We start from the raw sequence: 14,402 nt of genomic DNA, 5'->3' as shown, positions 1-14,402 counted from the left end.
CCTCCTACAGGGACATCGTTTCGGTGCACGAGAAAGTCTTCTGGGGATCGCGGTCGGCGAAGTAGCCGTCGAGATCGGTGAAGGCGCCGAACTTCTGCTCCACCGCGGGCGGTGCCATCAGCGCGACCATGCCGCCGTGCACGACGAAGACCTGGCCGTTGATCTTGTCGCCGGACGGGCCTGCCAGGTGTGCCACGAACTTCGCGACGTGCTCGGGCGCCAGCGAGTCGTCGCCTTCCGGCGCCTCACCGAAGACGTGGGCCGTCATCTGCGTGCGGGCGCGTGGGCAGATCGCGTTGGCCCGCACGCCATAGCGGGACGTGCCGCGCGCGGTCGCCACCGTCAGGGCCGCGATGCCCGCCTTGGCCGCCGCGTAGTTGGCCTGCCCTTCGGAACCGAGCAGGAATGCCTCCGACGAGGTGTTGATGATCCGCGCGTAGACCGGTTCGCCGGCCGCCTTCGACTGCTGCTTCCACAGCGAGGCCGCGTTGCGCGACAACAGGAAGTGGCCTCGCAGGTGCACTCTCACGACGAGGTCCCAGTCCTCGTCGGACATGTTGAACAGCATCCGGTCGCGCAGCACGCCGGCGTTGTTCACGACCACGTGCAGCCCGCCGAACTGCTCGATCGCCGCGGTGACCAGGGCGTCCGCGGTGCTCCGCTCCCCCACGTCACCCTCGACGACGACGCATTTCGCGCCCAGTTCCTCGATCTCGGCCGCAGCGGCATCGGCCGATCCCGGCAGGTCGTTCAGCACGATCGACGCACCGGCGCGTGCGAGCTCCAACGCTTCCGCACGCCCGAGCCCGGCACCCGCGCCGGTGACGACGGCGACCTTCCCCGCGAGGTCCACAGAAGACTCCCAAGTGAATGTGTCAGTCGAAGAGCGCGTCCTGCGAGTACTCGTCGCACACTAGAATCTGTTCCTGTTCGCGACAAGGCCCATCAGCGTGAGAGGCGAAGTGCCCCCTTCGGGCAGGACGCGACGGCCCGTTCCGCCAGCGGCACCTCGGCACCGGCGAGCTCACCCTCCCGGATCTGCAGAACCTCGTCGTCGTCAAGGTCAAACACCTCAGGCAGGATCGACATGCACTCACCGTGCGCCTCGCACAGCGAAGGGTCGACGTCGACCTTCATCACGGCCTCCTGACATCAGGTAGAACTTGTTCTAGAGTAGCGGGCATGCGCATCGGTTTCACGCCCGAACAGGAGCAGTTGCGCCAGGAGTTGCGGGCGTACTTCGCCGCGCTCATGACGCCGGAACGCCGGGCAGGACTCAGCGGCAGCAGCGACTACGGCGACGCCGAGGTGTACAAGGACACCGTCCGCCGGATGGGGCTGGACGGCTGGCTGACCATCGGCTGGCCGCAGGAGTACGGCGGTCGCGACCGGCCGATGATCGAGCAGCTGATCTTCCTGGACGAGGCGTCCGCGGCCGGTGCGCCGGTGCCGTTCCTGACGCTGAACTCGATCGGGCCGACGATCATGGCCTACGGGACGCCCGAGCAGAAGGCGTTCTACCTGCCGAAAATCGCTTCCGGCGAGATCCACTTCGCCATCGGATATTCGGAGCCGGAGGCGGGCACCGACCTCGCTTCGTTGCGCACTCGGGCAGTCCGCGACGGTTCGGACTACGTCATCAACGGCCAGAAGATGTGGACGAGCCTCGTCCAGTACGCGGACTTCGTGTGGCTGGCCTGTCGTACCGACCAGGAATCCCAGCGGCACCGCGGGTTGAGCATCATCATCGTGCCGACCGCCTCCGAGGGCTTCTCGTGGACGCCTGTGCCGACGATGTCCGGCCCGACCACCAGCGCGACCTTCTACGACAACGTGCGCGTGCCGGCGGCGAACCTGATCGGCGAGGAGCACAAGGGCTGGAAGCTCATCACCAACCAGCTCAACCACGAACGCGTCGCGCTGTGCTCGGCCGCGCCGCTGCAGACCGCGCTGCGCGAAGTTCGTCAATGGGCGCAGGAAACCGGTGCTCTGGAACACGAGTGGGTGCGGCTGCACCTGGCCCGCGTGCACGCCAAGACCGAGTTCCTCAAGCTGATCAACTGGCGGATCGCCTCCGGTGGTGACGAGGCGCCCTCCCCCGCGGAAGCCTCCGCCACCAAGGTGTTCGGCACCGAGTTCGCCACCGAGGGCTACCGGCTGCTGATGGAAGTGCTGGGCGCCAACGGAATCGTGCGCGGCGGCTCGCCGGGCGCGGTGCTGCAGGGCCGGGTGGAGCGCATGCACCGCTCGTCGCTGATCCTGACGTTCGGCGGCGGCACCAACGAGATCCAGCGGGACATCATCGCGCGGGCCGGCCTCGGGCTGCCCGCAGTACCTCGATAACAGCGCCTCGACAACACCGGAGAAGACATGGACTTCACGCTGACCGAGGCGCAACGCGAACTGGCCGCGCTGACCCGCAAGATCCTCGACTCCTCCGACGCGCCGTGGGCCGATCTCGTGAAGGCCGGGGTCGTGCCGGAGCACCCCGACGAGTTCGGTGTGCTGGAACAGTGTTCGGTGCTGGTCGAGCTGGGACGCGCGGTGTCCGACGTGCCCTATCTGCCGACCGCGGTGGCGTCGTCCGCGCTGGCCAAGTTCGGCACGCCCCCTGCGGCCGGCACAGTCTTGTCGCTCGCGCTCGTGGACGACCTGGATGGCGCGAAGACCACGGTTCCGTTCGCTACCACGGCATCCGCTTTCCTCGTCGCCTCAGGCACTGAGGTGTTCCTCATCGACGCGTCGGACGTCGAGGTCGTTGCGCAGGAGCTCGTCGACGGCTCGGACGCGGGCTCGTTCTCGTTCTCCGGCAGCGGCACGCTGGTCCCCGGACTTTCGCCGGACTGGCTGATCGAGCGCTACACGTTGGGGCTGTGCGCTTTCCAGCTCGGCGTGTGCGAACGCGCGTTGGAGCTGACAGCCGAGTACGCCCGCACACGTGTGCAGTTCGACCGGCCGATCGGCAGTTTTCAGGCTGTGGCACAACGACTTGCTGATGCGTACATCGACGTCGCGGCGATCCGGCTGACGTTGTGGCAGGCGGCCTGGAAGGTGTCCGAAGGCCTGGACGCCGCCGCCGAGATCGCGACCGCGAAGTTCTGGGCGGCCGACGCGGGACACCGCGTGGCGCACACCGCCGTGCATGTGCACGGCGGTACGGGCATCGACATGAGCCACGAGGTGCACCGCTACTTCACCGCGGCGAAGCGGGCCGAGTTCGAGCTGGGCGGGGCGACCGCCCAGCTCCTCAAACTCAGCGCTGTTCTCCAGGCGCAGAACCAGCGCGCCGGGTGAGTGGTGCCTTCACCGTCGGAGTAGGTGCCGATCAGGACGCCGTCGTCGGTGACGTCGCCGTGGTGGGACGGGTTCAGCAGCTTGTCGGACCGCAGTTGCTCCCGGACACCGTTGCGCCACAGGACGGTCTCGCCTCCGGCGGTCCGGCCGAGCACCGTGCCCGTGTTGTTCTTGCCATAGGCCGCAACGCCGTCTTCGTAGGTGGCGACCTGCTTGCCGTCGAAATCGCGCTCGACGATCGTGTTGCCCTGGCCCGAGTACAGGATCCGGTCGTTGTCGGCCACCAGCGCCGGCATCTCGTCGGGAAGCGGCGCCGACTCACCGGTCGCCAGGTCCACGACCGATCCGGTCACCGGATAGCTGTTCGCATCCTTCACGACGAGCTTCGTCCGGTCAGCACTGAGCCCGACCGGCATGGTCTCCCCCTCGATCGTCGGACGTGCCCAGTCCGATCGCCAGAACACGGTGCGCACGAACATCCCGCCGAACACCGTGCCAACCACGTCTCCGGCATCGTTCACCAGCGTGGCGGTGGACCGTTCCCACGACCTGCCCGGAAAGACCTCGTACTGGCCGTTCTCATAGCGGAACGCGCGGGTGGCCGGCGTACCACCCTCGTCGATGAACACGTCGCCGACGACGACGCCGTTGTTGTTGACGTCGTTGACGTAGACATGCTTGATCCCGGCGGGCGGTGCCGCCATCTCCACCAGCTCGCCGTCGCGCCACACCACGCCGCGACGACCGGCGTCGGTGAGGATCGAACCGAGGATCAGCCTGTTGTCGTCACTGCTCGACGTCGTGTACGCCCACTCCGCGCCGGCCGGGAGCGGCAGGTCCCGCGCGGTCCAGCCACATCCGTCGGCTGCCGCCTGTGGAACCGCGACAGCCGACGCCAAAACGCAAGAGAGCACGACAAATACGGCTCTGTGCTTCATGTTTCCCCCAAAGAAACAGATTCCCCCGTGCGGAATCCAGAGAACCAGACGTGTCAAGCGATCAAACGCACGTCCGGAACCACCGCGCCGGGCGCGGTTGCCAGTCGGCGTGGGTGCCGATCAACACGCCGTCGTCGGTGACATCGCCGTAGTAGAACGGATCCGGCAGCTGCTCGGTCTCCACCAGCTCGCGGTTCCCCTGCTGCCACAAGATGGTCTCGCTCAGGCCACTGGTGTCGTACTTCCTGCCGAACATCGTGCCGGTGGAGTTCTTGCCCCACGCACCAGTGCCGTCCTCGTGCGTGGCAACCCTGTGGCCGCTGAGGTCCAGCTCAACGATCGTCCCGGCGTCAGCCTGGATGATCCTGTCGTTGTCGACCACCACCGCCGGATACTCGCCAGGAAGTGGAGTCGTGACACCGGTGGCGAGGTCGACCACCCAGCCGATCGCCGGCGAGGAGTGGGTCCTCCGCACGACCACCTTGCGGTCAGAGGTGATGCCGATCGGCTCGGCCTCGTGGTGCGTCGTCGTCCTGGGACCGTCGACCGGCCACATCGTGGCGCTCGTCGTCGTCCCCAGCCGCCACACCTGACCGACGATGTCACCTGCGTCGTTCACGCCGCTCGCGCTGGACCTCTCCCCCTTCTCGACGGGCAACAACTCGTACTGGCCGTTCTGATACCGGAACGCCCGGCTGTTCAATTCGCCGTCCTCGTCGATGACATCCATCGCGCCGACCACGACACCGTTGTTGTTGATGTCCTTGACCGACACGTTCCCCGTCCCCGCGGGAGGCGGCACCAACGGCTCCAGCTCGCCGTCACGCCACACGATGCCGCGGTCGACGGCGTCCGGGCGGGTCGTGCCGAGGATCAGCCTGTTGTCGTCACTGCTCGCTTTGGCGACGGCCCACCTGACTCCCTCCGGCAGCGGCAGGTCCTGCGCCCTGTACTGACACGTCTCGGCTGCCGCGGCTTGTGGAGCCGCGACAGCCGACGCGAGTGCGAAAGAGAGCGCGACGAACACACGTCCGTGCTTCATGTTTCCCCCATTGAAGATCTCCAGGCAGAAACACGATAGCGAGACGTGTCAACAGATCAGCTACATGTTCGGAGCCACCGCGCCGGGTGCGAGGTCCAGTCGGCGTCGCTGTAGGTGCCGATCAGGACGCCGTCGTCGGTGACGTCGCCGTGGTAGAACCGGTCCAGCTGCTTGTCCGCGTCCAACAGCTGACGAACTCCCTGCTGCCACAAGACGTTCTCGTTGTACCCAGTCCGGCCGAGCAGCGTGCCGGTGTTGTTCTTGCCGTACGCGACCATGCCGTCGGCGTAGGTGGCGATCAGGTTGCCGGCGAGGTCGCGCTCGTCGATCGTGTGCCCCTTACCGGGCAGCAGCAACCGGTCGTTGTCCACCGCCCACAGCTGCCCGGTGATGCCGGTGAGCCGCGTGGTGAGACCGGTCCGGAGGTCGATCACCGATCCGGTCACCGGCCAGCTGCCGCGGTCCTGCACGACGACTTTTCGGTCGCGGCTGATCCCGACCGGCTCTCCCAGGCCGAGCGTCGTCCGGGGTCCGTCCGCCGGCCACACCTCGGTGCGCCGGCCCGACTCGTCCCAGACCTCGCCGACGACGTCGCCGGCGTCGTTCACCCAGTGCGCCGAGGAACCTTCGACCGACTCGACCGGCAACAGCTCGTACGTGCCGTTCCGATAGCGGAACGCGTGGGTGGTGATCTCCCCGCTCACGTCGGCGATCTCCAGACCGCCGACGACGACACCACTGTTGTTGATGTCCTTGACCGAGACGTGCCCCGTCCCCTGGTCGGGCGCGGCCAGCTGAGTCAGCTCGCCGTCCCGCCACACCACGCCGCGCCAGCGGTCGTTCACGATGACGGCGCCGAGGATCAGCTTGTTGTCGTCACTGGTCGCTTGGGTGCGGGCCCACCTGGCCCCCTCCGGGACCGGCAGATCCTGCGCCCGGTACTGACACGTCTCGGCTGCCGCGGCTTGAGGAGCCGCGACAGCCGAGACGAGCAGCAAAGAGAGCGCGAAGAAACCACGTCCGTGCTTCATGTTTCCCCCATGATCTTCCCCAGGCGGAAACACGATATCGGGACGCGATCAGGTGCACGTCCAGAACCAGCGCGCCGGGTAGGTGTTGCCCTGTGCGTCCCGGTAGGTGGCGATCAACGCGCCGCCGTCGGTGGCGTCGCCGTAGTAGCTGGGATGCGGGTCTTTCTCGCTGTCCACGTCGGTGCGCCAGCCGTTCTGCCACAGGCTCGTGCCGTTGGGACCGGTCGAGCCGAACAGCGTGCCGCCGGACGTCCTGCCGAAGGGCTCGAGGCCTGCGTTGTACTCCGCGGTCAGGACGCCGTTGACGTCCCTCTCCACGATCCGGTACGCGGCACCGTTCTCGCCGCCCCAGGCCATGTGCAGCACCCGCTCGTTGTCGAAGACCATCGGCGTCCGGCCGCCGGGGATCTCGGTCCACTTGCCGTTGTGGCCGTCGATCAGCCACGCGGTCGTGTTCGTGACGACCACGAGCTTGCGGTCGTTGCTGATCCCGATGGCCTGGCCCTTGAGGTACAGGCGGCGAGGCTGACCGGCAGGCCACATCGCGACCCAGCGGGTCTGCGGAGCCGACCGCAACCAGACCTCGCCGATCACGTCGCCGTTCTCGTTGACACCACGAGCGATCGCGTCTTCGTTCACGTCGGAGTAAAGGAACTCGTACGTGCCGTTGCTGTACCTGAAGGGGCGATAGCGGCTGTCCGCGCCCCAGCTGTACCAGTAGGCGCCGACCACCACCCCGCTGTTGTTGACGTCTCTGGGCGTGATGTCGTCGGCGGAGTTGGAAGGCAGCGTCATCGTCCGCAACGCGCCGTGGTCCCAGAGGACACCGCGAGTGCCGTTCTGGAAGTACGAGCCGACGATGAACCTGTTGTCCCCGCTGCTACCTGTGGTCTGCCCGTGCGTCACACCGGCGGGCAGCGGCAGGTCGTTCGCCACCCACGAGCAGGCGGCCGCGGAAGCCTGCGGCGCGGCGACGATCGACGCCGCCAGCAAAACGCCGGACACGCCGGCGAACACACGTCTTCGCTTCATGAATCTCCCTTACGTGTCAACAGATCAGGAGCAGGTCCACCTCGCCGCGTGCGGGAGGCCGCTCTGCGAGCCCTCGTACGTGCCGATCATCGTGCCGTCGTCCAGGATGTCGGCGGCGTAGCTGAAATGCGGCAGCTTGTCGGCCACGATCTCTTTCCGCGTGCCGCCGGACCACACACTGGTCTCGCCGTGCGTGCTCACGCCGAACAACACGCCCGCGGCGTTCTTGCCGTAGACGTCGCGACCTTCCGCGTACGCGTCGACCCGCTGACCGGTGAGGTTCCACTCGGCGATCTGCGTGCCGGTCGGCGTGAACTCGAAGTGCAGGATGCGCTCGTTGTCGAGCGTCATCGGGGTGCGGGCGCCGGGCATCGGCGTCCAGGCGCCGGTGTTGCCGTCGATCACCCACGTCTTGTCCGTGGCGGTGGCGAGCACGAGCTTGCGGTCGGCGCTGATGCCGATGGCCTGGCCCTTGACGTACAACCGGCGCGGCTGCCCGGCCGGCCACAGCGCGACCCACCGGGTCTGCGGCGCCGACTTCAGCCACACCTCACCGATGACGTCGCCGTTGTCGTTGACACCGACTGCCCTGGACTGCTCCGGCCCCTCGGTGTACAGCAGGTAGTACACGCCGTCGCGGTAGATGAAGGCGCGGTTGACCGTCTCGCCGCTGCCGAAGGTCTCCTGCGTGCCGACGACCGAGCCGTGGTTGTTGATGTCCGACGGCCGCACGCTCGTCACGTTCGGGTTCGCGGGCGCGGCCATCTCGCTCGGCTGTCCGTTCGCCCAGACCACGCCGCGGATGCCGTCGTGCTGGACCTCGCCGACGATCAGTCCGTTGTCGGACGTACCGCGGGTGCGCGCCTCGAACGCACCGGCGGGCACGGGCAGGTCCTCCACCTGGCACGCAGCGGCCGCCGCAGCCTGCGGGGCTGCGACGGCCGAGGTCAGCACGCAGAAGAGCGCAACGAATACGGGTCTTTGTCTCACGGTTCCCCCAAGTGAATCGTCCCCAGACGGAGAAAGATAACCGCTGAGACCTTTGATCAGGAGCAGAACCAGATAGCCGCGTGGTTGACCTGCTGAGCGTCCCGGTAGGTGCCGATCAGCCGGCCGTCGTCGGTGATGTCGCCGTACATGGTTCCGTAGTGCACCTGGTCCGCGACCACCTCCGTACGGGTGCGGGCGCCGCCCTGCCACAGGCTCGCCCCGTTGTTGGTCCAGCCGTACACCGTGCCGCTGGAGTTGCGGCCGTGCCCCGCCCAGCCCTTCTCGTACGTGCCGACCTGCCGACCGTCGAGGGTCCACTCGTGGATGCTGTTGTTGGCGGAGCTGGCGGTGAACAACCGGTTGTCGTCGAGCACAGGCCGCCCGTTCGAGCCGGGCAAGGCGGTCCAGGTGCCGGTGTTGCCGTCGATCGACCAGACCTTCCGGTTGCTGCTCCACACGTCCTGCTCCACGACGAGCTTGCGGTCGTCGGTGATGCCGACTGCCTTGCCGTTGAGGTACAGGCGGCGCGGATGGTTGTCGCGCGGCCACAGGGCGATCCAGGGGTGGATGCTGGGGTACCCGGTCTTCCACACCTCGCCGATGATGTCGCCGGCCTCGTTGATGCCGATCGCCGTCGAAGACTCGCCCGGAGCGGTGTACAGGTTCTCGTACGCGCCGTTCTGGTAGCGGAAGGCGCGAGATTGGTACACCTCGTCGCCCAGGTAGTGCCGGTGATCGCCGACCACAACGCCGCTGTTGTTGACGCCGTGGGGCGTTACGGTGCTGGTGGCACCCTCGCCCGGGATGCTTCTCATCCAGCTCAGGATGCCGTCTGTCCAGATCACGCCGTGACCGTTGCTCTCGGGAAAAGTCACCGTCCCGACGATCAGGCGGTTGTCCGGGCTACTGCCCCGAACCTCCGAACGCTTGTCCGGCCACGCCAGTTCGAAGATCTTCCACAGACAGTCGTCGGCCGCAGCAGCCCGTGGAGCTGCGACGGCCGACGACAACAAGCAGATGAGCGCGACGAACACACGTCTGTGCTTCACGAATCCCCCTGGAACGATGTGGGGGATCAAGATAGGGCCTCAGGCGCACCAGAACCAGCGTGCGGGGTGGCGGCCACCGTCAGCGTCCATGTAGGTGCCGACCAACCCACCGCCATCGGTCACGTCGCCGTAGTACCAGGCGGACGGCAGCTTCTCCGCGTCCACGGCGTAGTGCGTTCCCCACTGCCAGAGGTGGGCGACGCCGGAGGAGACCGCACCGAACACCGTGCCGCTCGAGGTCCTCCCGAACACGTGGGTGCCGTCGGCGTAGGTCGCGACGCGCTGGCCGTCGAGCCCCTGTTCGACGATCCGGTCGCCGCCGCCGGAGATCCCCTCGGAGTACAGGATCCGGTCGTTGTCGAGCCGCATCGGCCGGAACGGCCCCTGGAACGTCGTCTTGACCCCGGTGTTGATGTCCTTCACCCAGCCGATCCGGTCCCCGGCGAGACGGGTGTTGGCGACGACCTTGCCGTCCGAGCTGATGCCGACGGCGTCGCCCCGTTCGAAGTCCTTGCGCGGGCCGTTCGCCGGCCACACGACGACCGTGCGCCAGTCGATGTTCGGTTCCTTCCAGACCTCGCCGACGACGTCCCCGTTGTCGTTCACGCCCAGCGCCACGGACTGCTCGTCCGATGCCGTCTGCAGCAACTGGTACTGGCCGTACTGGTAGCGGAACGCCCGCCGATCGAGACCGCCGCCGTCCGGATAGGTCTCCAGGCCGCCGACGACGACCGCGCTGTTGTTGATGCCCCACGGGATGACGTTCGTCGACGCCCCGTGCGGCGGCTCGTCCATCTGCCAGAGGTCGCCGTTCCACCACACCAGGCCGCGGTAACCGTGCCAGCCGACGATCAAGGTGTTGTCGCCGCTGCTCGCCCTGATCTCGACGTTCTTCGCGCCGGGCGGCACCGGCAGGTCGTGCGCGATCCACCGGCACGCCTCGGCCGCGGCGTGTGGTGCCGCGACCGACGACGTGATCACCAGCACGCCGAACAATCCGGAAAGGACACGTCTGAGCTTCATGGTTCCCCCAGGTCGAGATGCGGGAACAAGATAACTGAGCGTGTCAACCCGAAAGCTTCGCCAGCCGTTCGACGGTTTCGTTGAACTCGGAGAGTAGTGACGCCATCACTTCCGCGACCGGGCGCACGTCGTTCATCCGCCCGACCACCTGCCCCACGGGCATCGACACGACCGACGGGTCATCGGTCCGGGCGATCCGCTGATGCGCCTCACTGACGAGCAGGTTCTGCAACGGCATCGGCAACGGTTCCGGTGCGTCCTCCGCGGCCCACGCCTCCGTCCACCGAGTCTTCAACAGCCGCGCGGGCTTGCCCGTGTAGACGCGGGTGCGCACGGTGTCGCTGGAACCGGCGGCGAGCAACGCGCGTTGCGTGCTGGAGTTCCCGAGAGCGTATTCGGCGGTGGTCAGCCAGTACGACCCCATCCACACACCCGAAGCACCCAACGCCAACGCCGCCGCAGCCTGACGACCCGACCCGATCCCACCGGCCGCGAGCACCGGCACGGAAACCGCGTCGACGATCTCCGGCACGAGCACCATCGTGGCAACCTCACCGGTGTGTCCACCGGCCTCATATCCTTGCGCCACCACGATGTCCACGCCGTTCTCGACGTGCCGCTGAGCGTGCGAGGCCTTGCCTGCCAAAGCCGCCACCGGAACGCCCGCCGCGTGCACCTGCTCGATGACGTCGACCGGTGGTGAGCCCAAAGCGTTGGCCATCAAGCGGATCGGGTGCTCCAACGCCACGTCGACGTGCGACCGCGCGACGGAGTGCAGCCACCCGAGCACGCCTTCGCCGCCCTCACCCTCCGGCAACGGCGGCACGCCGAGCTTCAAGAGCGTTTGCTGAACGAACTCCTTGTGCCCCTGCGGGATCAAGGCCGAGAGATCCACCTGCGTGCCCTCGGTGGGCACCTTGGCCGGCATCACGATGTCGACGCCGTAAGGCTTTCCGTCGGTGTTCTCGTCCATCCACGTCAACGCGCGGTCGAGGTCCTCCGCGTCGTTGAACCGCACGCACCCCAGCACGCCGAGCCCCCCGGCCCGGCTGATCGCCGCCGCCACGTGCTCGGACGGGGTGAAGCCGAAGACCGGGTGCTCGATGCCGAACGTGTCACACAGGCTGGTGCGCATGGTCCTCCACGTGGCGGCGAGCCCACTGGTAGTCGGGTTTGCCGCTCGGGGTCCTGCCGATCTCGTCGACCAGCCAGAGCGACCGCGGCACCTTGTAGCCGGCCAGCGTCTCGCGCACGTGAGCGTCCAGTTCGGACAGTGTCGGCGACGCACCTTCGCGCGGGTGCACGATCGCGCCGACGCGCTGGCCTAGCAGGTCGTCCGGGATGCCGATCACCAACGCGTCGAACACGTCCGGGTGCGACTTCAGCACGCCCTCGACCTCTTCGGGGAACACCTTCTCGCCACCGGTGTTCACGCAGGTGTTGCCGCGGCCGAGCAACGTGATGTCGCCGTCCTCCTCGAACCGGGCCCAGTCGCCGGGAACGGTGTAGCGCTTGCCGTCGACCTCGACGAACATCCGCGCGGTCTTCTCCGGGTCCTTGTAGTAGCCCAGCGGGATGTGGCCGCCGCGCGCGAGCTTGCCGACGACACCGGGCACCGGTTCGAGCTTCTTGCCGTCCTCGTCGATGACGATGGTGTCCTCGTTGAGCTTCACCTTGGTGCCGTCGGTCTTCACCATCTCCTTGGGCACCGCGCCGATCCCCGTCGACCCGGTCTCGCTCGACCCGATCGACTCCAGCAACGTCGTGTGCGGCAGGTGTTCGTGGTACTGCTTCTTCACGGTGTAGGAGAACAACGCCGCACTGCTGTTGATGATGAACAACGAAGAGCCGTCGTACGAGCCGCGCTGGTACTCCTCGATCAACGGCCGGCCCATCGCGTCGCCGGTGATCACCGCGACCTGGACCTTCTCCCGCCCGATGACCTCCCAGATCTCGGCCGGGTCGAACTTCGGGACCAGCACCACGGTGCTGCCGCTGAACAACGCGCCGAGCACGGCCCACTGCGCCGCGCCGTGGATCAACGGCGGGAGGCAGAGCCGCACGAGGCCGTAGTCCTTGCCCGACTTGGCCTGGTGCCACTCGTCGGTGAGGCGTTCACCGGTGACGAAGTCGATGCCGCCGCCGAGCGTGCGCCACACGTCCTCGTGCCGCCACATCACGCCCTTGGGCATGCCGGTCGTGCCGCCGGTGAACAGGATGTAGAGGTCGTCGCCGCTGCGGGGTTCGAAGTCGCGTTCCCCGGACTCCCCGGCGAGCGCCGTCTCGTAGTCGACGCCGGCGAACTCCACATCGGACTCGTCGTCGATCACGACGGTGTGGCCGGGCGCACCGACCTCCGCGACCAGTGGCGCGTACCGCCGTTCGTGTACGAGTGCGACCAGATCCGCCTCGCCGAACAAGTACTGTAACTCGTTCTTGGTGTAACGATAGTTCACGTTGATGGCGACGGCGCGCAGCTTGTAGACCGCGAGCATGGCCTCCACGAGCTCGATCGAGTTGCGTGCGTAGAGCCCGACGTGCGCCCCCGCTGTGACGCCGTTCCTTGCCAGGTGGTGAGCCAGTTTGTTGGCTCGCGACTCGAGGTCGGCGTAAGTGACCCGCTTGGTGCCGCACACGAGTGCGGTCCGCTCGGGCACGGTGTCTGCGGCGTGTTCAACGAGGTCTGCGACGTTGAGGGCCATGGTAGGCAAAGTAGAACGTGTTACTGTTCTGGACAATCCCCCGTGCGGTCAGACTCGATCCAGGAGGCGCCCGAATGACGACCACGACGGAACCACACGCGCTGGTGGACTTGGTCGGGAACGTTCTGGTCGTCACGATGAACCGCCCAGAGGTCCGCAACGCGTTGTCGGGCCCCATGATGGCGATCATGCGCGAGGCGTGGGACCGCGTGGACAACGATCCCGACGTGCGCGTGTGCATCCTGACCGGCGCCGGCGGGTCGTTCTGCGCGGGCGCCGACCTCAAGGCGATGACCTCCAACCACCCCAGCGAATCCGCCGGCAAGTTCGACTTCTCCGTCATCGAACCGCTGCTGAAAGGTCGTCGATTGACGAAACCGCTCATCGCCGCCGTGGAAGGCCCGGCGGTGGCGGGAGGCACGGAAATCCTTCAGGCAACGGACATCCGTGTGGCCGGCGAGAGCGCACGGTTCGGCGTCTCGGAAGCACGCTGGGGCCTCTTCCCGCTCGGCGGTTCGGCGGTGCGGCTGCCGCGCCAGATCCCCTACACCGTCGCGGCCGACCTGTTGCTGACCGGCCGGCACATCAAAGCCGCCGAGGCCAAGGAAATCGGCCTGATCGGCCACGTGGTGCCGGACGGCCAGGCGCTCGACAAGGCCATGGAACTGGCCGCGTTGATCACCGCCAACGGCCCGCTCGCCGTCCAGGCCATCCTGCGGACCATGCGGGAGACCGAGGCGATGCACGAGAACGAGGCGTTCAAAGTGGACGCCCGGCTCGGCATGGAGGTCTTCCAGAGCGCGGACGCCAAGGAAGGCCCGCGCGCTTTCGCGGAGAAGCGGAAGCCGGACTTCCAGGGCCGCTAGTGCCGCGACCGGCACTAGAGTTCGCCCATGGCGTGTCGAATCAGTGAACTCGTGCTCGAATGCCGCGACCCGGAGCTGCTGGCGCGGTTCTGGTGCGAGGTGCTGGACTTCGTGGTGCTCGACCGCGACGACGACGGCAGCATGGAGATCGGGCCGCCGTCAGGGTCCGGCGGCCCGCAGCCGACGATCATCCTCAGCCCGAACGAACAGCCCCAGACCGGACAGCCGCGGCTGCACATCGACGTCAACGCCACCGACCGCGACCAGGACGCCGAGCTCGAACGCCTCCTGAGCCTCGGAGCACGGCCCGCCGACATCGGGCAGACCGGCGAGGAGTCGTGGCACGTCCTCCAGGATCCGGAGGGCAACGTCTTCTGCCTGCTCAGGGCCCGCATCAGTCCGGTGTAGACGTCGAGCGGAATATTCGTTCGCACC

The 14,402-nt window shown here is 67.3% G+C and carries 15 protein-coding genes; 4 read left to right on the top strand and 11 right to left on the bottom strand.

Annotated elements, in window-relative coordinates:
- Nucleotides 1-4: 4 nt before the first annotated feature.
- Nucleotides 5-853, bottom strand: coding sequence for a 3-oxoacyl-ACP reductase (locus LFM09_RS08185; protein WP_414095699.1), 849 nt, complete (start codon nucleotides 851-853; stop codon nucleotides 5-7).
- A gap of 92 nt (nucleotides 854-945) precedes the next feature.
- The gene (locus LFM09_RS08180; RefSeq protein ID WP_414095698.1) at nucleotides 946-1,137 is read right to left on the bottom strand and encodes a ferredoxin; all 192 of its coding nucleotides are present in this window, start codon (nucleotides 1,135-1,137) and stop codon (nucleotides 946-948) included.
- A 45-nt stretch (nucleotides 1,138-1,182) separates the two neighbouring features.
- Here LFM09_RS08180 and LFM09_RS08175 point away from each other — a divergent pair, with 45 nt between their 5' ends.
- Nucleotides 1,183-2,343: an acyl-CoA dehydrogenase family protein gene (locus tag LFM09_RS08175; protein ID WP_414095697.1), complete on the top strand. Its 1,161-nt coding sequence runs from the start codon at nucleotides 1,183-1,185 to the stop codon at nucleotides 2,341-2,343.
- Between the two features lie 27 nt (nucleotides 2,344-2,370).
- A complete protein-coding gene (locus LFM09_RS08170) occupies nucleotides 2,371-3,294 on the top strand; it encodes an acyl-CoA dehydrogenase family protein (protein ID WP_414095696.1) in 924 nt (307 codons plus the stop codon).
- Here the strand turns inward: LFM09_RS08170 and LFM09_RS08165 are convergent.
- The 9 genes from LFM09_RS08165 to LFM09_RS08125 all read right to left on the bottom strand — a co-directional run bounded on the left by LFM09_RS08165 (nucleotide 3,189) and on the right by LFM09_RS08125 (nucleotide 13,101).
- On the bottom strand, nucleotides 3,189-4,232 hold the full coding sequence (locus tag LFM09_RS08165; RefSeq protein WP_414095695.1) for a hypothetical protein: 1,044 nt from the start codon (nucleotides 4,230-4,232) through the stop codon (nucleotides 3,189-3,191). The two genes, LFM09_RS08170 and LFM09_RS08165, sit on opposite strands and share 106 nt — an antisense overlap.
- A 61-nt stretch (nucleotides 4,233-4,293) precedes the next feature.
- On the bottom strand, nucleotides 4,294-5,274 hold the full coding sequence (locus LFM09_RS08160; protein ID WP_414095694.1) for a hypothetical protein: 981 nt from the start codon (nucleotides 5,272-5,274) through the stop codon (nucleotides 4,294-4,296).
- 56 nt (nucleotides 5,275-5,330) lie between these two features.
- Entirely contained in the window at nucleotides 5,331-6,305 is a 975-nt protein-coding gene (locus LFM09_RS08155) for a hypothetical protein (RefSeq protein WP_414095693.1), read from the bottom strand.
- Between the two features lie 48 nt (nucleotides 6,306-6,353).
- The gene (locus tag LFM09_RS08150; RefSeq protein ID WP_414095692.1) at nucleotides 6,354-7,337 is read right to left on the bottom strand and encodes a hypothetical protein; all 984 of its coding nucleotides are present in this window, start codon (nucleotides 7,335-7,337) and stop codon (nucleotides 6,354-6,356) included.
- A gap of 24 nt (nucleotides 7,338-7,361) precedes the next feature.
- Nucleotides 7,362-8,291, bottom strand: a complete 930-nt coding sequence (locus tag LFM09_RS08145) for a hypothetical protein (protein WP_414095691.1) — start codon at nucleotides 8,289-8,291, stop codon at nucleotides 7,362-7,364.
- 92 nt (nucleotides 8,292-8,383) lie between these two features.
- Complete coding sequence (locus LFM09_RS08140) at nucleotides 8,384-9,376, bottom strand: hypothetical protein (RefSeq protein ID WP_414095690.1); 993 nt, start codon at nucleotides 9,374-9,376, stop codon at nucleotides 8,384-8,386.
- A gap of 39 nt (nucleotides 9,377-9,415) precedes the next feature.
- On the bottom strand, nucleotides 9,416-10,399 hold the full coding sequence (locus tag LFM09_RS08135; RefSeq protein WP_414095689.1) for a hypothetical protein: 984 nt from the start codon (nucleotides 10,397-10,399) through the stop codon (nucleotides 9,416-9,418).
- Between the two features lie 43 nt (nucleotides 10,400-10,442).
- Nucleotides 10,443-11,534, bottom strand: coding sequence for an NAD(P)H-dependent flavin oxidoreductase (locus tag LFM09_RS08130; protein WP_414095688.1), 1,092 nt, complete (start codon nucleotides 11,532-11,534; stop codon nucleotides 10,443-10,445).
- Nucleotides 11,515-13,101, bottom strand: a complete 1,587-nt coding sequence (locus tag LFM09_RS08125; RefSeq protein WP_414095687.1) for an acyl-CoA synthetase — start codon at nucleotides 13,099-13,101, stop codon at nucleotides 11,515-11,517. Before LFM09_RS08125 ends, LFM09_RS08130 begins: the two co-directional genes overlap by 20 nt.
- Before the next feature lie 74 nt (nucleotides 13,102-13,175).
- Between LFM09_RS08125 and LFM09_RS08120 the strand changes: the two genes are divergently transcribed.
- Together LFM09_RS08120 and LFM09_RS08115 are read left to right on the top strand one after the other, a co-directional pair.
- Nucleotides 13,176-13,967, top strand: coding sequence for a crotonase/enoyl-CoA hydratase family protein (locus tag LFM09_RS08120; RefSeq protein WP_414095686.1), 792 nt, complete (start codon nucleotides 13,176-13,178; stop codon nucleotides 13,965-13,967).
- A 27-nt stretch (nucleotides 13,968-13,994) separates the two neighbouring features.
- Nucleotides 13,995-14,375: a VOC family protein gene (locus tag LFM09_RS08115; RefSeq protein ID WP_414095685.1), complete on the top strand. Its 381-nt coding sequence runs from the start codon at nucleotides 13,995-13,997 to the stop codon at nucleotides 14,373-14,375.
- Nucleotides 14,376-14,402 lie beyond the last annotated feature (27 nt).

Source organism: Lentzea alba, from assembly GCF_047445655.1.
In the GTDB taxonomy this organism is placed as follows: domain Bacteria; phylum Actinomycetota; class Actinomycetes; order Mycobacteriales; family Pseudonocardiaceae; genus Lentzea; species Lentzea alba_A.
This window is presented reverse-complemented; position numbering and strand designations above follow the sequence as displayed.

Coding starts and splice junctions, on each gene's coding strand:
- LFM09_RS08155 (WP_414095693.1), bottom strand. CDS start 6,305: ATGAAGCACGGACGTGGTTTCTTCGCGCTCTCTTTGCTGCTCGTCTCG.
- LFM09_RS08125 (WP_414095687.1), bottom strand. CDS start 13,101: ATGGCCCTCAACGTCGCAGACCTCGTTGAACACGCCGCAGACACCGTG.
- LFM09_RS08150 (WP_414095692.1), bottom strand. CDS start 7,337: ATGAAGCGAAGACGTGTGTTCGCCGGCGTGTCCGGCGTTTTGCTGGCG.
- LFM09_RS08115 (WP_414095685.1), top strand. CDS start 13,995: ATGGCGTGTCGAATCAGTGAACTCGTGCTCGAATGCCGCGACCCGGAG.
- LFM09_RS08170 (WP_414095696.1), top strand. CDS start 2,371: ATGGACTTCACGCTGACCGAGGCGCAACGCGAACTGGCCGCGCTGACC.
- LFM09_RS08160 (WP_414095694.1), bottom strand. CDS start 5,274: ATGAAGCACGGACGTGTGTTCGTCGCGCTCTCTTTCGCACTCGCGTCG.
- LFM09_RS08130 (WP_414095688.1), bottom strand. CDS start 11,534: ATGCGCACCAGCCTGTGTGACACGTTCGGCATCGAGCACCCGGTCTTC.
- LFM09_RS08180 (WP_414095698.1), bottom strand. CDS start 1,137: ATGAAGGTCGACGTCGACCCTTCGCTGTGCGAGGCGCACGGTGAGTGC.
- LFM09_RS08175 (WP_414095697.1), top strand. CDS start 1,183: ATGCGCATCGGTTTCACGCCCGAACAGGAGCAGTTGCGCCAGGAGTTG.
- LFM09_RS08165 (WP_414095695.1), bottom strand. CDS start 4,232: ATGAAGCACAGAGCCGTATTTGTCGTGCTCTCTTGCGTTTTGGCGTCG.
- LFM09_RS08120 (WP_414095686.1), top strand. CDS start 13,176: ATGACGACCACGACGGAACCACACGCGCTGGTGGACTTGGTCGGGAAC.
- LFM09_RS08135 (WP_414095689.1), bottom strand. CDS start 10,399: ATGAAGCTCAGACGTGTCCTTTCCGGATTGTTCGGCGTGCTGGTGATC.